Origin of the sequence: Mesorhizobium sp. M5C.F.Ca.ET.164.01.1.1 (assembly GCF_004792125.1) — a bacterium.
GTDB classification, from domain to species: domain Bacteria; phylum Pseudomonadota; class Alphaproteobacteria; order Rhizobiales; family Rhizobiaceae; genus Mesorhizobium; species Mesorhizobium wenxiniae.
In genome coordinates, this window is sequence record NZ_SRTG01000021.1 from 1 (window position 1) to 19,017 (window position 19,017).

At 58.1% G+C, this 19,017-nt stretch carries 16 protein-coding genes and 1 pseudogene; 10 read left to right on the forward strand and 7 right to left on the reverse strand.

Annotated elements, in window-relative coordinates:
* Nucleotides 1-213 (forward strand): isopenicillin N synthase family oxygenase (locus EN807_RS31625; protein WP_210240007.1); only part of this gene is annotated, 213 nt, incomplete at its 5' end.
* A 522-nt stretch (nucleotides 214-735) separates the two neighbouring features.
* On the opposite strand, the gene EN807_RS31630 is transcribed toward EN807_RS31625, so the two are convergent.
* Entirely contained in the window at nucleotides 736-2,484 is a 1,749-nt protein-coding gene (locus EN807_RS31630; RefSeq protein ID WP_135937869.1) for an ATP-binding protein, read from the reverse strand.
* Nucleotides 2,481-3,416, reverse strand: a complete 936-nt coding sequence (locus tag EN807_RS31635; protein ID WP_210240008.1) for an SIR2 family protein — start codon at nucleotides 3,414-3,416, stop codon at nucleotides 2,481-2,483. Before EN807_RS31635 ends, EN807_RS31630 begins: the two co-directional genes overlap by 4 nt.
* Nucleotides 3,417-3,786: 370 nt before the next feature.
* Between EN807_RS31635 and EN807_RS31640 the strand changes: the two genes are divergently transcribed.
* The 3 genes from EN807_RS31640 to EN807_RS31650 are packed head-to-tail and all read left to right on the forward strand — an operon-like array spanning nucleotide 3,787 to nucleotide 7,571.
* The gene (locus EN807_RS31640; RefSeq protein WP_135937871.1) at nucleotides 3,787-4,731 is read left to right on the forward strand and encodes a dihydrodipicolinate synthase family protein; all 945 of its coding nucleotides are present in this window, start codon (nucleotides 3,787-3,789) and stop codon (nucleotides 4,729-4,731) included.
* On the forward strand, nucleotides 4,709-6,235 hold the full coding sequence (locus EN807_RS31645; protein WP_135937872.1) for an aldehyde dehydrogenase: 1,527 nt from the start codon (nucleotides 4,709-4,711) through the stop codon (nucleotides 6,233-6,235). The genes EN807_RS31640 and EN807_RS31645 overlap by 23 nt, the downstream gene beginning before the upstream one ends.
* 13 nt (nucleotides 6,236-6,248) lie before the next feature.
* A complete protein-coding gene (locus tag EN807_RS31650; protein WP_135937873.1) occupies nucleotides 6,249-7,571 on the forward strand; it encodes an FAD-binding oxidoreductase in 1,323 nt (440 codons plus the stop codon).
* Here EN807_RS31650 and EN807_RS31655 read toward each other — a convergent pair.
* Nucleotides 7,568-8,479 carry a LysR substrate-binding domain-containing protein gene (locus tag EN807_RS31655; protein WP_135937874.1) on the reverse strand — a complete coding sequence of 304 codons (912 nt, stop codon included), beginning with the start codon at nucleotides 8,477-8,479 and terminating at the stop codon, nucleotides 7,568-7,570. The genes EN807_RS31650 and EN807_RS31655 overlap by 4 nt on opposite strands.
* A gap of 352 nt (nucleotides 8,480-8,831) precedes the next feature.
* On the opposite strand from EN807_RS31655, the gene EN807_RS31660 reads away from it, so the two are divergent.
* A complete protein-coding gene (locus EN807_RS31660; RefSeq protein WP_135937875.1) occupies nucleotides 8,832-9,599 on the forward strand; it encodes an SDR family oxidoreductase in 768 nt (255 codons plus the stop codon).
* 7 nt (nucleotides 9,600-9,606) lie between these two features.
* Nucleotides 9,607-10,371: a glucose 1-dehydrogenase gene (locus tag EN807_RS31665; protein ID WP_135937876.1), complete on the forward strand. Its 765-nt coding sequence runs from the start codon at nucleotides 9,607-9,609 to the stop codon at nucleotides 10,369-10,371.
* A 45-nt stretch (nucleotides 10,372-10,416) separates the two neighbouring features.
* On the opposite strand, the gene EN807_RS31670 is transcribed toward EN807_RS31665, so the two are convergent.
* The 3 genes from EN807_RS31670 to EN807_RS31680 form a co-directional block, all read right to left on the reverse strand.
* The gene (locus EN807_RS31670) at nucleotides 10,417-11,265 is read right to left on the reverse strand and encodes an ABC transporter permease subunit (protein ID WP_210240009.1); all 849 of its coding nucleotides are present in this window, start codon (nucleotides 11,263-11,265) and stop codon (nucleotides 10,417-10,419) included.
* 28 nt (nucleotides 11,266-11,293) lie between these two features.
* Entirely contained in the window at nucleotides 11,294-12,448 is a 1,155-nt protein-coding gene (locus EN807_RS31675) for a betaine/proline/choline family ABC transporter ATP-binding protein (protein WP_135937877.1), read from the reverse strand.
* A 91-nt stretch (nucleotides 12,449-12,539) separates the two neighbouring features.
* Nucleotides 12,540-13,577, reverse strand: a complete 1,038-nt coding sequence (locus tag EN807_RS31680) for a glycine betaine ABC transporter substrate-binding protein (protein WP_246684485.1) — start codon at nucleotides 13,575-13,577, stop codon at nucleotides 12,540-12,542.
* Nucleotides 13,578-13,931: 354 nt separating this feature from the next.
* Between EN807_RS31680 and EN807_RS31685 the strand changes: the two genes are divergently transcribed.
* From EN807_RS31685 to EN807_RS31700, 4 genes are all read left to right on the forward strand, one after another.
* On the forward strand, nucleotides 13,932-15,485 hold the full coding sequence (locus EN807_RS31685) for a trimethylamine methyltransferase family protein (protein ID WP_135937879.1): 1,554 nt from the start codon (nucleotides 13,932-13,934) through the stop codon (nucleotides 15,483-15,485).
* Nucleotides 15,486-15,490: 5 nt separating this feature from the next.
* The gene (locus EN807_RS31690) at nucleotides 15,491-16,600 is read left to right on the forward strand and encodes a mandelate racemase/muconate lactonizing enzyme family protein (protein WP_135937880.1); all 1,110 of its coding nucleotides are present in this window, start codon (nucleotides 15,491-15,493) and stop codon (nucleotides 16,598-16,600) included.
* Nucleotides 16,600-17,655, forward strand: a complete 1,056-nt coding sequence (locus EN807_RS31695; protein ID WP_135937881.1) for a GlxA family transcriptional regulator — start codon at nucleotides 16,600-16,602, stop codon at nucleotides 17,653-17,655. The genes EN807_RS31690 and EN807_RS31695 overlap by 1 nt, the downstream gene beginning before the upstream one ends.
* 480 nt (nucleotides 17,656-18,135) lie before the next feature.
* A complete protein-coding gene (locus tag EN807_RS31700; RefSeq protein ID WP_135937882.1) occupies nucleotides 18,136-18,885 on the forward strand; it encodes a LuxR family transcriptional regulator in 750 nt (249 codons plus the stop codon).
* Here EN807_RS31700 and EN807_RS31705 read toward each other — a convergent pair.
* A pseudogene (locus tag EN807_RS31705) lies at nucleotides 18,857-19,017 on the reverse strand (IS630 family transposase); the annotation flags it as partial. The gene EN807_RS31700 and the pseudogene EN807_RS31705 overlap by 29 nt on opposite strands.

A 19,017-nucleotide genomic window follows, 5' to 3' on the forward strand; every position in this document is an offset into this window, starting at 1 on the left:
ATTCCGATCCACGGCACGTTCGTAATCAACATTGGCGATCTGATTCAGCGGCTCACGAACAATCTCTACCTGGCGAACATGCACCGCGTGGTGAATAGCTCGGGCCGCGAGCGATACTCAATGCCGTCTTTATTGATGCCGATTTCAACGCGATCATCGAACCATTGCCCTCGTGTGTTACGGACAGCAACCCGCTTCGTTATAAGCCGGTGACTTGCGGCGAGCACAAATTCGGGCGCTTTGCAGCAAGTTACATTCACTTGGCCAAAGCGTGATGAGAGCGGACAGGCAACTGCTCACATTACTTGGCAGTCGCACTTTAAGGCCCAGACTGGCGGCGCTTCGCTAGGACGGTATGGAGAAACGAAGGGCATCCTGCGCCAATTTAGAGTGAACCACGGCCGAGAAGTTCTCTAGGAATGCGGGGATCGCGCGGGACGCCTGCACCCTAGCGTGTGCGTGGCGGCTTTGCCGAGCCGAACCTGTGGCGACTATCCTGTTTGAGAGCCTCCCCGTATCAGCCGTTGAAGCGCTGTGACCGAGCCATCCAGAGCATCCCAATCCAGCCCCCTCCAGGCGCCCCTCTCTTCATGCAGCGTCAGCCAAAGCAGGCCCAAACGGCATCGTCGATCTTGTCGGTGATGCAAGCAGTCTATGACGCGAAAGTACCTCTGCCGAGGTCCCATTGGCTGCCCTTCTGTGGCTCGCATACTCGCATAGACACGACGCACAAGCTCATTCGCTGCGTGATTGGCTACGCAAGCATTCCACCGCTGCTGTAATTGCCGCGTCATCCGCCCTAACCGAGCCCCATTCGGTCCAGAAATCGCGCGTCGCGCTGTCCGGCCTGATCTTTGGAACGTCAAGCCGAATTCGGGTTGGCAACAGTACGGCATCCCCCAGTAAAAGCGCCTCGCCTACATCAAGCAAGGGAAGGATGCTCGTGAGCCCAGCTAACGAATCCGGCATGAGGCGCTTGATCACACCTTGATCGGTCTCATTAGTAAGCCGTAACGCAAGAAAATTGTTGCATTGACTCAGAATCGTTCGGCTCACGTCGGAGGGCCGTTGGCTTACCACCAGTAGAGAGAAGCCATACTTTCGTCCCTCCTTTGCAATGCGCTCGAAAGACCCCAGCGCCTGCCGTTGCACGGCATCGGCATCGTCACGAACAGGAAGATACAGGTGCGCTTCGTCGCAAAGAAGGGTGACCGGCGTGCGCGCTTCTCCACCCATCCAGAACTGGACATCATACAGGAGCCGAGCGAGCGTGCCAGTTACCACGGGTAGCACATCCGCGGGTACCTCCGAAAAGTCGATGATCTTGATTCCAAATCCATCTCCGGCACTGAGAAGCTTCAGCGCCTGCTGTGCAAGCCATCCGTAACTAGAAGCGGCATCTGAAGGCGCGAACATGAATCCGTAGCGTCGATCATCCAATTTGGCTTGCAGGCGTGAAAGGAAGCGGGTCAGCTTGTCCTCCCATTCACCCTTAATAGGCCCGTTCTTCCCCATGCCCTTAGTGCTGTTGTCAGCATCCAATAGTCCGAACAATTCTCTTACGTCGTAGGGGATTGGCGAATCCACAGTGAAAGTTTTCTTCACGCTGGCTTTGCCTTCTTTATCCAACGTTCGCCCTTTCAGATGGCGAACGTGCAAAGTGAACCGTGAAGCCTGATTTGGCGCATTCTGGTCGCTGCGGTCGAGGATCATCGACAGCATTTCGTCGCGGTTTAGCAGCCAGTACGGAAGAAAAAGGACGTCCTCCTTCGGTGTCTCAAGATCGCCTGGACCAGCGATGCGGAAACGCTTGGCTATTCCGCCGGCGGCTTTGTTCGCTAGAGGTGCGTATTCCCCATGCATGTCGAATACGATGATATTAGGGTATTTGAGCTTGGCTGCGCGTTCAAGGATCAGTGCGACCGCCCAACTCTTTCCTGAGCCTGTACTGCCGAGGATTGCGGCATGGCGCTGGAAGAACCTATCACCGCTGGCGATGGCATCGGCCGACCGATCAGCAACGAAGACACCTAGCTTTAGTCGTTCATCTTCCGAGAACCCCGCACCCAAGATGCCCATAAACCTTTGTAGGTTTAGGCCTTCGATCACGTAACATTCACGATCGATCTGCGGGAAGCTGTCGGCACCCCGTTTGAATGTATTTATCTTCGCACCCTCAACAGTTCGGAAGGTGCCTATAAGGATGCCTTGCAGAATATCGGTCGGCACTGCGCCGAGAAGTGCGCCAGCCTCGTCGTCATCGCCCTGCGTAGGCAGCTCCTCCCGCATGCTACGCGTAACCCTCTCAGTCATAGCAATTAGGTACTCTCTCTCTGTCGCCCCCCGAATGGCAACGAGTTGGCCTATGCCAATGCGGGTGAGCAGGACCGAATTCGTGACATTGACGGCAACACGGCTCGTGTCGACGGAGGCGACACGCCCGATTCGGTCGCCATCGGAAAACTGCAATGCGGCTTCGGTCATGGTTCAAGCACCTCAGAAATGAAGGAGTTCAGTTCCCAAAGGGCGAGGTCCGGCACCTGGATTTCCGCCCTATCCACAAATACCGATGAACCCTGACTGCCTCCGACGACGGCGTGCTGAATCGCTACTACGTTCGGACACGCTTCGACGAGTTTCATCGCGTTCGGGGACAACCCGCGTGTCAGTAACAGCGTCGGAACACCGCTGCGAATACGAGGCGTAAGGTGAGTCTCGAGGTGATCGTCATTGAACCCGTAGCCAATGACCAGAAAACGGCTTGCGCGATCGATTGCGGAATTCGCCCTCTCTCGATGCCGATCAAAAGGGCTCTCGTAGCCATTCCGAAATTTATTCAATCCAGGAGTTATGATCAGACGTGGCAATGTCAAATCGCCAGCATAGCGCACGGGCCGTCCGTCTCGATGGTACCAATCGAGACTACCATGCGGCTTAAACACATTCACCCGCTGGCGGTATCTCCATTGAACCTGCTTTCCGCGGAGGGTCACTTCGCGACAAAAGCTCAGACGGCTTTCATATTCGTTGAGGATACCTGCAAACTGGCCGACAAACATTGTATCTACGCCAAGGCCAGCTTCTTCGGCGGCAATCTCGATCAATCGGTCGTAGTTCGTAGTTATGATTGGTGCGCCGCTCTCCGGCTTGAGAAAATGCGCCAATAGTCGCGTGAACCGCAGCGTTCTGGTCCTTGCAAAAACTTCATCGACGATTTCGCGCTCCCGATTTGCGATAAACTGCCCGGTTCGCGCAACGATCGCCGTTTCCACTGATGGAGTTGGGCCCACTTCCAATAGAGCGGCCTCCAATCCCTTGTCAGCAATGAGTGGGCTAAGAACTGCCCATTGTTCTGCATCCGAGGGAGTGAGATCGTCTAACATTACAGCCTGAAGATGTTGCGCGATCTCGGTCATGCCTGGCAATCCCTCAGCGCATGACAAGCCTGACCCAACGATGGTCACAAGTCCATCGCTGAAATGCCGCTGCAACAGCGACTTTAGGTTATGCAAGTCCAAGCTCTCCCCCCGAGACACTCGTCAAATCTAACTTGGGCGCTATGCCGCCCTCATTGACACGGAAACGCCTCCATTGGCCAAGGGTAGCAGTGACCATTGGCCCGTCCGAGCCTGCTTGTCTCAGGGCCGGGAAATACGCCTACTGTAGCATGATCGATCATAGCCAGAACCGCAAAAAAGTTGCCTGCCAGGTGACTTTATTTCGGCTGTCCAGCTCTTCGAGCTTGCATATAACAATGACCTTGCAGCCCACATCGGAGCGAGGCAGATGTCCTTCAAAGGCGTTATTCCGCCCGTCACAACGCCCTTTCATGCGGACGGATCGATCGACCGTGACGGCTTCTGCGTCATGGTGGAGCACCTCGTCGCGACTGGTGTCCACGGCATCATTGTCGGTGGCACCACGGGCGAGTACTACGCCCAGTCACGGGATGAGCGCGTCGGCCTGCTAAAGCTTGCCAGGAGCATGGTGAAGGGGAAGATGCCCCTGATCGCTGGCGTCGGCGCTATCCGCACAGAAGACTGCATCGAATATGCGCTGGTTGCAAAGGACCTGAAGTACGATGGCATCCTGATCGGTTCGCCGTACTACGCTGTCCCCACGCAGCTCGAACTTGCCAATCATGCCCTTGCGATCGACAAAGCCGCCGATCTGCCGGTCATGCTCTACAACTATCCCGGACGCACCGGCACGATGATGGATTTCGAGTTCCTGGACCGCGTCGGTCGCAGCTCAAATTTCTGTGCAATCAAGGAGTCGAGCGGCAGCATGAATCAGCTGCACGCCTTGGCTCGTGACTATCCGCATATCGACCTGTTCTGCGGCATGGATGATCAGGCGCTTGAATTCTTCGCCTGGGGCGCCAAGGGCTGGGTATGTGGAGCTGGCAACTGCCTGCCGGCTGAGCACCTCGCGCTGTACGAAGCGTGCGTTATCGAGAAGGATTTCACCAAGGGCCGACAGATCATGTCGGCCCTTCTGCCTCTGATGAGGCTTCTCGAACAGGGCGGCAAGTTTGTCCAGAGCATCAAGTTCGGGTGCGAATTGGCTGGATTGCCGGCCGGGCCTGTGCGCCGGCCCATGCGGGCACTCGATGACGAACAGAAGTGGGAACTCGAGTCGACGATCCGTACCCTTAAAGCAGTCATCGCGTCGATCACTGCAAAATCCCAAAAGAGGGCTTCCGAGAATGTCATCGCTATTAACGCGTGATGAGTACCAGAACCTGGCGGACAGCCTGCCACTGCCGACCAGCGCAGTGATCGACGGCAAGGCGCGGGCAGCACAATCTGGGGAAACTTTCGAAACCATCAATCCCGCCACAGGGCAGGTCATCGCCAGGATCGCTTCCTGCGCCCAGGCCGACGTCGATCTCTCTGTCGAGAAAGCACGACTGGCGTTTGAATCGGGCGTCTGGTCGCGTGCGCATCCGAGCGAGCGCAAGCGCGTTCTGCGGCGGCTCGTGAAATTGATGAAGCGAGACGCTCATGAGCTTGCAGTGCTTGAGACGCTCGAAAGCGGCAAGCCGATCTATGACGTCGTAACCATAGACATTCCTGAGGCCCTGCATTGCCTGGAATGGCACGCGGAAGCCACCGACAAGCTCTACGGCCAGACGTCGCCTTCCGGCGATGATGTTGTGTCGATGATCGTACGCCAGCCGCTGGGCGTGGTCGCTTGCGTTCTGCCTTGGAATTTCCCGATCCTGATGCTGGCGTGGAAGATCGGCCCGGCTCTTGCGACCGGCAACTCCGTCATCGTCAAGCCGGCCGAGCAAACGAACATGTCAACATTGCGCATTGCCGAATTGGCGCATGAGGCGGGGATCCCCGCCGGCGTCCTTCAGATCGTAACCGGTCCCGGCGACATTACCGGCAAGGCGCTCGGCATGCATCCCGATATCGATATGGTCGCATTCACGGGATCAACCGACGTCGGCCGAAAATTTCTTGAATATTCCGCCAGGTCCAACCTCAAGCGCGTGGTGCTCGAATGCGGCGGGAAGAACCCTTGCATCGTTCTGGATGACGCCGAGAACCTTGACGTTGTAGCGCAGCATGTCACTCAGGCGGTCTTCTGGAACATGGGCGAGAACTGCTCGTCCAATTCGCGCCTCATCGTGCACGAGAAGATCAAGGACCGTCTGGTGGAAACGGTCCTCCACAAGCTCAGGGAATGGCCTCTGGGGGAGCCGTTGGACCCAGGCAACCGGCTCGGTGCCATTGTCTCGAGGGAGCAGTTCGACCGCATTATGGGCTACATCAAGAAGGGGCGGGCGGAAGGCGCCAGGATCGTGACGGGCGGGAACGCCCACAAGCACGGCAAAGGCTATTTCATCGAGCCGACTGTATTCGACGATGTCACGCCCGCAATGGCGATCGCTCGAGAGGAGATTTTCGGACCGGTGCTTTCGGTCATCAAGGTCACCAACTCTGATGAAGCGGTCCGAGTCGCAAACGACACGCAATATGGACTTGCAGCCTCGATCTTCACAGCCAATCTTGGCAAGGCACATCGTATCGCGCGAGACATCCGCGCAGGAACGGTGACCATCAATTGTTATGGCGAAGGAGACATCTCGACACCCTTCGGAGGCTTCAAGCTTTCGGGCTTCGGGGGACGAGACAAGTCATTGCATGCCCACGACCAATATACCGAACTCAAGACCATCTGGGCGGACATCTCCGATCCTAAGGTCTCGCGTTCGGTAGACTAGCCCAATCGCGTCGATGAGCGACCACGCGGCTGTCCGCACGCCTGCGGACACGTCCCTGTCGGGCTGGTACGGTACTCTGCCGCCTCCCAAGGCACCTGAGGTGCTGCGCGGCCGTCACAAGGCGGACTGGCTCATCGTAGGAGCTGGGTTTGCCGGTTTGGCGGCCGCGCGGCGCCTCTCACAACTGGTGCCGAACGAGCGGATAGTGGTGGTCGACGCTCAGCGGGTCGGCTGGGGTGCTGCCGGACGCAACTCCGGCTTCATGATCGATCTTCCGCATGAGATCGGTGGCGCGCACTACGGCGGAAGCCAGGACCACGACCGCAAGCGCATTTGCATGAACCGGGCCGCGATCGAGTTCTCTGCCTCTGCGGCGGATGAATACGGATTGCAGAAGTTCTTTGTTCGGGCCGGCAAATTTCATGGGGCGGCAACGGACCGCGGTCTCTCTGTCCTGCGCGAATTCGAGGAGCACCTGACGGGGTTATGCGAGCCATTCGAGCGGCTCGACGCGTTGCAGTTGAAGGAAATCACCGGAACCGACTTTTTTGTCGGCGGTACCTTCACGCCGGGAACAGTAATGGCACAGCCGGCCGGCTTCATCCGCGGGCTCGCCGAAGGCTTGTCTGGCGGCGTTCACATATTCGAGAATTCGCCGGTGACATCTTTGCAGACCGGAAAACTGCACACTGCCAAGACAGTTGAGGGTGAAATCACTGCGCCGCGGTTGATATTGACGGTCAACGGTCACCTTGAAAGCTTTGGCTTCTTCAAGAAACGCCTGCTGCATGTGTTCACCTACGCCAGCATGACAAGGCCGCTCTCCAAGACCGAACAGGCGCTTCTGGGGGGTGAGCCGCATTGGGGCTTGATCCCGGCCGACCCGATGGGGTCAACTATCCGGAGGATCGGCGACCGGATCGTTGTCCGCAATACATTCACCTATAATCCGGATATGTCCACCAGTGAGAAGCAGATCCGTCGGATCGGTGCTGCGCATGATCGATCGTTCCAGACGCGCTTCACGATGCTGGGCGAAATACCGATGGAATTTCGCTGGGGAGGCCACTTGTGTCTCTCCCTCAATTCGGCGCCTGCGTTCGGCGAAATTGAGGAGAGGGTCTTCGTAGCCGGATGCTGCAATGGCCTTGGAACGGTGCAAGGCACCCTCTACGGGATGCTGGCTGCCGATCTTGCCGCCGGCAGCAACGAGCCAATGGTTGCAGACGCCCTGAACGAGCCAGCCCCGGTTCGGCTGTATACAGAACCCCTGATGTCGATCGGAGCGCCGTTGAAGCTGTGGGCGATGCAGAAGCGCGCCGGCAGAGAGCTCTAGCTTTCTCGTTCTTGCGCCGCCGCTTCCCGGACCCAGTTACGGAGGCTTTGGGCGGCAGGGGACAGTGTGCGATTTTCATACCAGGTGAGATAGTAGCTGCCAGGGGCGGGCAGCTCGAGATCCGTCAGTCTGACGAGTTTACCCTCTTCAATCTGCGCCTTGACAAGGCGGTGCCAGCCGACAGCCACTCCTTGATCGGCTTGAGCAGCCTGAAGCGCCACGAAGAACTTGCCGAAGCGCCGGCCGCGGGTCGGCCCATGTGAGACTCCCGCGCGTCGCAAGACCTCATCCCAGCCAGCCCAGTCGGGATCCACCCAGTCAACGTGCAGCAAGGGAAGCTCGGCCAACGACTCCGCCGTTGCATCGCGATGCCTGCTTGCAAATCCGGGCCCGCATACCGGGTAGATTGTTTCATTGAAAAGGAGTTCAGCATCTTCATTCGACCACGATCCGAACCCGTAGCGGATACGCAGTTCGACTTCCGCGCGCCGGTAGTCTCGAGGATTGTCCGAAATCAGGTGGTCAACGGCAATGTTCTGATTTCGCGTCCAGAAGTCCGGCATTCGTGGAATCAACCACATCGACGCGAAGGCATCAGAGCAGGCGAGAGTGACATTCTTCGCCCGGTCGCCGTGCTTCACATTTCGGACGATGTCTGCGGCTCGCGAAAAACCGCTGGCCAACGCGCCATAAAGGTCTTCGCCTGCGCCTGTCAGCGCCACGCCAGTTCCAAGCCGGGTGAAGAGGGGAACCCCAAGCTCGTCCTCGATCGCTTTGATCTGTCGGCTAACTGCGCCAGGAGTGACGTTCAGTTCCGCAGCGGCCAATTTGAATGACAGGTGCCGCGCAGACGCCTCAAAAACAGCCAAAGCAGTCAGGGAGGGCAGGTCGTAATAGCGGCGAACCATCTCAAGCTCCAAACACTTCGGTAATCGGGCCGTGCTAGGAATAGAGCAAGCAATGCTCAAGCTGCCGTAAGACCATTTGCAAGGCAACGCGATGCCCTGCGTTTCGGCTGACTATGGCTGCGATCCCCAACCCGATTGCGGCGAAACATAGCAACACTGTCTGAACCATGCTTCGCGATCTGCGACGCTGTCCAATCAATGTCCGACGCGGCTGCAACCTAGTATACGGGGCGATGTCTGCGCTCGACAACTCAACAAGGTGGTGAGACTTTTGCAGGGCTGCCCCACTGGCCTTCGGCAGCTGTTCAGAGATTATGAGCCGAACTTTCCCCGTCAAAGATAGGATCGAGCTATGACTGGCATTGAGAAGAAAACTGCGGTCATAACAGGCGCGGCGGGAGGCATCGGGCAAGCAATCTCCAGACAGTTCGTTGCGAACGGCTTTCGGGTGGTTGCGAGCGACGCCGATCAGGCTGGCCTGAACACGCTCGAGGCAGAACTCAACCGAACCGGGCAGAATGTCTGGAGCAAGGCCGGAGATCTCAGAAACAAGCCCTATTGCGAGGATCTGATCGAGTACTCCGTCCAAGCCACAGGGCGGCTGGACGTGCTCGTCAACAACGCCGGGATCATCACACGAGGAAACATTCTCGAGACGACCGACGAAGATTGGCAGCGGACATTCGAGATTAACCTGACCTCGGTTTTCTATACCTGCCGGAGAGCCATAGGCCACATGAAGGCCCACCGCGGCGGCGCGATTGTAAACGTCGCATCCTGCTGGGGCCTTTATCCCGGGCCTGGGCACGCGGCGTATTGCACCAGCAAAGCAGCGGTCGCGGCGTTTTCCAAGTGTCTCGGCCGCGACCATGCAGGTGATGGAATACGGGTCAACGCGGTGTGCCCGAATGAAGTCAACACCCCGATGCTGCGTACCGGTTTTGCCCGGCGTGGCTTCAACCCGGACACAGCCATAGCGGAGCTCAACAACACCGTGCCGCTAGGCCGGATCGCTGAACCAGAAGACATAGCCGAGGTGGTATTTTTCCTGTGTTCCGACGCCGCCCGCTACATCGCCGGCACGGCGGTCGAAGTGAATGGCGCCAAGCCTGTCTATTGAGGTTTCCATGGCTGACAAACTCGCAGGCAAGATTGCAATCATCACCGGCGGTGGACGCGGCATCGGCGCCGGCATTACACAGCGCTTTGTGGAGGAGGGGGCGAGAGTTGCCATTGTGCAGAGAAATTCGCCGCCTGACGCGCTGCTTGAACATGGAACCATGTATGTGAAGGCGGATCTCGCGAATTCCGAACAAATTCGATCAGCTGTCGAAACTGTTGTCGAACGCCTTGGCGGCCTGGATGTCCTGGTCAACAACGCGGGTATCATGTTCGAGAAGACGGTCGATGAGATGACTGAGGCGGACTGGGACCAGATGATGGATATCAACCTCAAGGCCCCATTCCTGCTGACGAAGGCGGCAATGCCGCACCTCCGCAAAAGGACCGGTGCAAGCGTCGTCAACATCGGGTCGATCGAAGGCGTGGCGTCCAACCCCGGGCATCCTGCATATTCCGCCTCGAAAGCGGGCATTCACGGTTTCACCGCAGCAATAGCGGTCGACCATGGGCATGAGGGCATCCGGTGCAATGCCATTGCGCCTGGTTGGATCAATTCGGACCTCAGCGAGGTCTACCTCGACAGCATGCCCGACAGTGCTCGTGTTCGAAGGGAGCTTCTCGCGATGCATCCGGTAGGACGCCTGGGAGAACCGACCGACGTCGGCAATCTCGCTGTCTGGCTTGCCTCAGAAGAAAGTGCCTTCGTAACCGGTCAAGTCTACGTCATGGATGGTGGGCGGACAAAGAAACTTCCGCTTCCAATCTCCTGAAACCGATGCGAGAGCCGGGTTCTATCCCCGGCTCCCGCTTCGGTTTCAGGCCGTGGGATCCAGCTTCTCGCTAATTCGCCTGGTAATGCGATCGATGAGGATTGCCAGAACCACGACGGCAAGCCCCGCTTCGACGCCTCTCCCAACCTGCAGGCGAGAGATCGACCGTATGATTTCGTCGCCCAATCCTCCGGCGCCGATCATGGATGCGATGATGACCATCGACAACGACATCATCACGCACTGATTGACGCCCGCCATAATCGAACGAAATGCCAGCGGCAATTTGATCATGAACAGCACGGCTAGTCGGCTCGCGCCGAAGGCTTCGCCGGCCTCGACCATTTCCGGCTCGACCATCTTGAGACCGTGGGCGGTTAACCTGATCGGGAGCGGCATGGCGAAGAAGATCGTGGCAACAATGCCAGGGACGGTACCGACACCGAAGAAAAACACAGCTGGGACGAGCAGTACGAATGGGGGCATCGTCTGCATGAAGTCGAGGATTGGCTCGGCAACAGCATTCATGCGCTTGGATTCGGCGATCAGGATCCCAATAGGTATGCCGATGGCCAGCGCGGCAATTGCGGCTGTAAGTACTAGCGAGAGTGTCACCATCGCAGGAGCCCAAAGATTCATGACGAAGATGAAGGCCAGTCCGCACCCGCTCAGAATAGCCAGCGAGAGCCTGCCGAGCAGGCCGCTGCCGACCACAAAGATCGTGATGATCAACCAGGCCGGTGCGCTCGTCAGGATCGTTGCCAAGGGCTGCTGAATGCCCAGGATCACGGTTGAGATGAAGTCGAAAACAAATCCGAAGTGCGTTGAGAGGTAGTTGGTGAAGTCGTCGATCGACGCCGCAACCGTGCCTGCAAACTCCGAAAAATCCATCATGGTCACCCGTCGGTTGCTTTCTGGTCCGCTATTGAAATGCGCGTTCGGCCGTGGGGGTCTCCCGAACTGCGTCGGCAGCCGGATTGAGTTTTTCCGCCTTGGATGTCGTGCCGCCTATTGACGAATGGGCTGCAAGCGCCTTGAGCACGGATCTGCTGGTTACGGTCCCAACCGGAGTTCCGTCGTCCTTAACCACGACCAAAGTGCGTTGTTCTTTGGACAGCTCGTCGAGATAAGGCGCAATGAGATCGTTGGGCGACAGCTTGATGAGGTCGTGGGAGAGATGCTTCGTCCATTCCGAAATCGGCTTTTTCACCAGCTCTACGGGGGGGCGGACAGCGTCCATGACCTGGCCGGCCGAAAGCACCTTGAAGACATCGATGCCCCGCACGAAGTCCCTGACATAATCGTTGGCAGGGGACAGGACCACGTCCATGGGTCGCCCTTCCTGAACCACCTGTCCCTTGAGCAGAATGGCAATACGGTCGCCGATGGTTGCCGCCTCATTCGGATCGTGAGTGACGAACACGATCGTCTTGTTCAGCGTATTCTGAAGCCGAAGCAACTCCAGCTGCATTTCTTCTCGAATGAGAGGGTCCAGCGCGCTGAAGGGTTCGTCCATCAGCAGCACCGGCGTGTCCATCACCAGGGCGCGCGCAAGGCCCACGCGCTGCCGCATGCCACCACTCAGGTTTGATGGCTTGCGTTTGTCCCAACCGCTGAGGCCGACAAGCTCAAGGGCCTTGCCCGCGCGCTCCCACCTCTCCTTACGGCCAATGCCGGCAATACGCAATCCGAACGCGACGTTATCGATAACCGAGATGTGAGGCAGCAGCGAGAAGTGCTGGAACACCATGCCGATCATAGTCGATCGTATATGGCGAAGCTCTTTCTTGTTGGCCTTGGTGATGTCCTGTCCATTAACCAGGATCTGGCCGGCTGTTGGGTCGATAAGTCGGTTGATGCAGCGAAGCATGGTCGACTTCCCGCTGCCTGACAAACCCATGATGACGAAGATCTTTCCAGCCTCGACCGTCATGTTGATATTGTTGAGAGCTACGAAACCGCCGCCTCCGTCAGGACCGATTGCGCCCGAACGCAATCCGTCCAGCTTAAGTTCGGGATTGTCGCCGTAGATCTTGTAGAGATCCTTGATCTCTATGGCTGGTTTTCGGGTGCTCATGCAAGGCTCCCGCGCGCAAGAACAGATGGCGGTGCAGGGGGCCGCGCCGACCCCTGCACCTGCACTCTTTGGGAGGATACGGGCTACCGGATCAGGCGAGCCACGGCTCGATCATGCCCTTGCCTTTCATTTCGCCGATCCACTTGGCAGCGGCATCTTCAGGCTTCATGCCTCCGTCGATCCAGCCCATGATCTTCGCTAATTCATCATTCGGGATACGGAACTTCGTCAGAAATGCCTGGGCCTTCGGAAAGTTGGTTTCGAAGTCCTTTGTCATGACGTGAAAGCAATAGTATGGCTCCGCCATCATCGTCCTTTTCGGGTCTTCGAGGTATCTCATCTTGAATTTGCTCCACATCGGGAGCGGCTCCCAGGTGGTAACCACAATCGCCTCGTTTCTGGAGTAAGCGCGCCTGAAGGCCGCTTCCATGGCAGCTTGGCTGCCCGGGACCAGGTGGAGCTTGAGACTGTAAGCCTTCACCGTCGCGTCCGCGGCCTGCATCAGGCCAGAGCCGGCGTCGATGCCGATGATACCGCCCGGAAACTTGTCGGCCTGATCGTTGAGCTCCGCGATGCTCTTGATGTCTACATATTCCGGAACGGCAAGCCCTTGCGTCATCGGGCCTTCCGAAACGCCAACGACTTTGATGAAATCGGCGACTTTCTTTACATAGTCGGCCTGGCCTCCCTGGTAATCGCCCTTCAGCGGGCCCATCCCCTGCATATAGGAGTTCGAATAGAGGTCGGCCTTCCCGGATTGAAGCGACGCATAAATCACGCCCGGCTCCGCCTGCAGCGGCTGGACTTTGTAGCCGAAATTGTCCTCGATGAGCTTTGCGCCGACATAGGTGATTGCAAGCGCGTCGGACCATGCTGCGAAGGCATAGACCAGCGGACGGGACGCCTCAGCCCTTGCGCCGGTCGTCAGACCAGTCATTGCCAACGCGGCGGCGCCGCCAGCTTTCAGGAAAGTTCTGCGGGACGTGCCCTTGCCGAGCATATCATTCACCAGATTTGTCTTTGGCATTCTAGTCCTCCTGCCGATACTCACCAAATACTGGATGAGTCCAAGATTGTCGTTTCTGTTTCCCTCGCTTGATCCATGTTTGGGCCTTCCTGCATGCCCCATGCCAAGCAAAAATTTCTAGCACGGAACGGCAGAGGCCTATCGGCGCAAAAAAGTAGCCTCCCGATTGACTTAATTTCGGAGCGGGCCCGTCGACCGTACCTCCGATTCTGCCTCGGGTGGAAGGTCAGTTCTGTCCGGGGTAATGGCTCTGGAACAAAACTGGATATGTGCTGTCGGCGCCCTCGATAGCCCGCACGGAACTGCCCTCGACGCGAGTCACCCGATGAAGGGGCCCGACTGCCGCCGCGCTTTAGTCAACGGACGCGTGAGACTTTTGCACTAGGTCAAATCTTCGGACTCCGGCAATAGTTCCGGCCGGCTCACGCGGGCCGCAGCGTTTGTTTGGAGGCCGGCATGACTGCTCAGCTACAACTTTCTCGTAGAGGAGGGCGGGAAGCGCGGAGGACGATCCGCATGGCGCCAAAGGTCGATATGTTGCCGACGCTGAAGCGCGGCCTGCCGGTGATAGAGCCGATGGACGCCGAGCAAGTTGAACGCATTCACCAGGCTTCTCTCGCGATCCTGGAGGAAGTAGGCGTGGTGTTTCGCGATCCGATCGCGATTGAGGACTGGAAGAAAGTCGGAGCGGACGTGCGCGCGGACGATCGCGTTCATCTCGACCGCGGCCTGGTCATGGAGCTCATCAAGACCATTCCCCCCAATGTCGAATACTTCGCGCGGGATCCAGCGAAGAATGTCGAGCTCGGAGGCGAAAACTCCATCTTCGTGCCGATGACCGGCGCGCCTTACATGCGCGACCTCGATGACGTCAGGCGTGGCCCGACGATCGCGGACCTTGGCACATTCCATAAGCTGGCGCACATGATGCCGGCGCTGCATTCGTCGGCGCATCACATTGTCGAGCCGATGGACATTGTTGTGGCGCATCGGCACCTGCACATCACCTATTCGTCAATGAAGCACTCCGATAAGATATTCATGGGCATGACCACCTCGCCCAAGAATGCCGAGGACGTGCTCGATATGTGCGAGATCCTTTTCGGCGAAGGCTTCCTCGAGCAGCATGCAGTGGCCACCGGGAACTGCAATGGCAATTCGCCGCTCGTGTGGGACCAGGTCATGCTGGGCGGCATGCGTGCTTTCTGCCGGCGCAATCAGCCCGTCTTGTGCTCGCCGTTCGTTCTCGGCGGCGCGAACACGCCGGCCTCGACCGCGGCGGCAGTGGCGCAGCTCAATGCGGAGGCGCTTTCGGCCCTCGCCTACACGCAGGTGGTGCGCAAAGGCTGCCCTGCGATCTACGGGCATTACCTGTCGACCGTGTCGATGCAATCGGGAGCGCCAATGGCGGGGACGCCAGAGATTTCGCTCATGAACTTCATGATCGGCCAGATGGCTCGCCGCTACAACGTCCCTTGGCGTACCTCGAACCTGCTCGGCGGCGCCAAGGTCTTTGATGCGCAAGCAGGCTATGAAAGTGCGATGACGATGATGGCCGTGCTGATGTCAGGCGCAAACTACATTTGGCATTCGGCTGGCTGGAATGAAGCCGGTATGCACTGCTCGATCGCAAAGTTCGTCGTCGACGCCGAAGTCTGCGCCATGGGCTATCGCATGACGCAAGGCATCCAGTGGGACGACTTTGGTGAGGCCCTGGCCGCGGTCCGCGATGTCGGGCCGGGCGGCCATTACTTTGGACACCCGCATACTCAGGCGAACTTCGAGAAGGCCTTTTTTATTCCGAAGCTCTTCGACAATAACTCGATCGAGCAGTGGTACGCTGAAGGCTCCAAGGACATCAAGCAACGTGCGCTCGATCATGCGCGCCGCCTTCTGGCAGAATATGAAGAACCTAAGCTCGATGTCGCAAAGGACGAGGAATTGCGCGCGTATATCGATCGTCGCTCGCGGGAAATTCCTGCCGTCGATGCGCTCAACGAGGAATACTGAGCATCATGCGCATTGACCGGATCAACGTCTACAAGATCCAGCTGCCTGTGAAAGGTGGCACCTATCGAATGGCCAGTGACGACGTCGACGCGCTTGACAGCACCCTTGTCGAGCTTGTGACCGATGAGGGGCTGACTGGCTGGGGCGAAACCTGTCCCGTCGGACCGGTCTATCAGCCGCATCATGCGTTGGGTGCCCGCGCAGCGATCGCCGAAATCGCACCAGGTCTTCTGGGCGCCGAGATTGCCTCGATCAGGCTTCTCGCCAAACGCATGGACGAGCGCTTGAACGGGCACGGATATGCGAAGGCCGCATTCGACATGGCGTTTCTCGACCTTCTCGGCCAGCGGTTGGGAGTGCCGGTCTCGACACTGCTGGGTGGTGCGCTGGCCGACCGCGTTCCGGCTTACTATTCATTGATTGTTGGCCCGCCTAAAGAAACGGCCAGGATTGCCGCTGACAAGGTGAAGGCGGGTTATCCACGCCTGCAGGTCAAAATCTCGGGGCGAAATCTCGAAGAGGATGTGGCTACGGTTCACAAGGTTTGGGAGGCGGTCGGCTACAAAGCGCGTATCGCAGTGGATGGCAACAGGGGCCTCACTGTCGCTGCCGCGATTCTTCTCGACCGGCTTTGCCAGGCAATCCCGTTCGTTTTCGAGCAGCCCTGCAACACCATGGACGAGGTCGCGTCACTCAAGGGCCGCGTGACGCACCCGATCTATCTGGACGAGAATACGGAGGATCAGAATATCGTGCTTCGGGCGATCTCGCTAGGCATCGCGGATGGCTTCGGCTTCAAGGTCACGCGCCTGGGCGGCCTCACGAAGATGACGACTGTGCGAGACCTTTGCGCCATCCGCTCACTCCCGCACAGCTGCGACGACGCCTGGGGCGGCGACATCATCGCAGCGGCCTGCGTGCATTTAGCTTCCACTGTGGAGCCGCGCCGGTTTGAGGGCGCCTGGATCGCGCAAGAATATATCGAAGGACATTTCGACGCGAAAAATCCTATCCTCATCGAAAACGGTCACATCGCCGTACCGCAGCTGCCAGGCCTCGGCATCAAACCGGAACCCGGCATGTTCGGTGAGCCGGTAGCCACGTACGGATACTAGTGAACGCACCCGCCAACATCAGCGCAATGACGTCGTTGGTCACGCCGAAAATTTCGGCGGAGGCCGATCGACCGTTTGACTTGGTCGTTCTGGTGTTACCAGGGTTCTCGAATCTGGCGCTTCACGCCTATATCGAACCCTTCAGCATCGCCAATATGGTGTCAAGACTGCCGCTGTTCCGGTGGCGAATCGCCGGGCTTGACGCTCGGCCAGTCGAAGGTGCCAATGGCCTTTCGGTTGCTGTTGATGTCCCTATTGATGAACTGGTTTTGTCCTCGGACGATCGTAGACCGAACCAGCTCGCTATAATGGCGGGAGAGCCGGTAGAACGGCAACTGACGGCTGAGCTCAACGGTTGTCTGAGAACGATGGCTCGCCGCGGGGTTCCGATGTCGGCGGTCGGGACAGCGACATGGCTGCTTGCGCGGACGGGCCTTCTGGCAGGCACACGCTGCACGATACACTGGTCGCGGCTCGCTGCTTTCGCCGAGGTGTTCAACCGGCCCCGCATAAGCGACTCCCTGTTTGTCAAAGACGGCCAGTATTCAACCTGTGCAGGAGAACTGGCAGCCTTCGACTTGGCCGTCGATCTGATCGGCAGCCATGCCGGAGGTTATATTGCACAGGAGGTCTGCCGCCATGCAGTTGTCGAAGGTCAGCGCTCAGGATCAAACCGCCAGACCGGACCGTCGGGTCTGGCTTTTGCCGGTGTGAGTGACAAACTGCTGATGGCAATGCGGATAATGGAAGAAAACATAGAGTTCCCACTGGCAATGGACGAGGTCGCGCAACGGGCCGGAGTATCGCGGCGCCAGCTGGAACGCTTGTTCGCTTCCTATATCGGACTTCCGCCGGTGCGCCATTATCTCCGGATTCGCGTAGACCATGCGAAGCGCCTGATCGAAGGCACGAGGATGCCCATCATCGACATTGCCATGGCCTGCGGGTTCATGTCTGCTTCGCACTTCGCAAAGTGCTTCAGAGTCTTCAATGGAATGTCGCCGCAGCAGTGTCGAGCGATAGTGCCGGCCTGGGTTGGGCCCGGCCTGAGATGATAGACAGTAGCCGAGGAGAACAGCGGCACCTCAATCGATGCGAATGCCTGGAGCCGATCTGCCCACCAACAGACACGTTCCGGATCACAGCGGAAGCGGCGGATTAGCTCATATCACTATCCTCTCGCATGCCGACCGACGTTGGCGATACCACTGGTTTGATCACGCGTTTCGATGCCACCGAGCATGATGTGACAGTCACCATTGAAATGATGCAGGGGCGACGATGTTGTCATTTTCATTGCGTAAGGATTCCCTCATTGAAACGCTGCGTTGGAAAGGTACTCCCAGCATCTCGGAGATGGCCGTTCGAAGAGCCTAGGCAGGTGCGGTTGGCGGTCACCGGCACGAAGATCGCCCAGCCCTCTCGCCATTCTGCAGGGACGGTCAGTCGGCAAGTGCTGCGATCCGGGCCTCGGTCATGCGCGGGCTTTGTGGGTCTCCAGCCAGGCGTGGTGCGAATTAACAGGTAGAAGGACAATGACAAAGGACATGCCGATTGTCGTCGGGACATTCCTGGAAAGGCTGTCGGAGAGTGTCGACGAAACAGATTTCCGTGAAGCCCTGACCAGCGCGGCATTGGGACTTGATCTACTGAAGTTTGCCTATTTATCCCTGCCACTACAACCTTCCGGCGAGCCTAGGCTGATCTCGAATTATCCGCCTCCCTGGACAGCGCATTATCTGCGAAACCAGTATCAGAGAGTCGATCCCGTCATCTTGCGGGCGCGAGTTGCCGATAGCCCCTTCCGATGGGAATCCGATCTTCGTGGCTTTGAAATATCGGAGGTTCAGCAAAAGCTGTTCGTTGAAGCGGCAGAGTTCGGCATCTGCTGTGGGTTGACGATCCCCATTGTTGACAGCAGGGGGCGTGCTGCAGCGATGACCTTTGCCGCGCGTGAGCCGTCCGGTTTGCTGCGCGCTGCCGAGCGGTATGGGCAGGCGCTCCAATTCATGGCAACGTGCTTTCACATTCATGTTCGCCGCAAACTCTCGGCCAGTCGAATGGTGGACGGCATTTTGCTGACACCACGTGAATATGAGTGCCTGCAGTGGGCGGCTCGCGGCAAGTCCGCCTCGGACACAGCCTGCATCCTGGGCATCAAGTCGCGCACTGTCACTTTTCATCTGGATAATGCCAGGAACAAGCTCGGCGTGCGCACAAAAGACCAGGCGGTGGCGCTGCTAGAGCACGTCCTGTTTAATCCGGTTCATATCCTGCGGCTTTGAAGTAGTTGGCACATTCGGCTGGGGTGAAGAGGTCGACGACCGCGCCGACCACGTCCCACAGAGCCTTGATGGTTCTCTCGGCCTTTGCTCGCAGCAGCGCCTTGAGTTTGGCGAAGGCGTTCTCAATCGGAT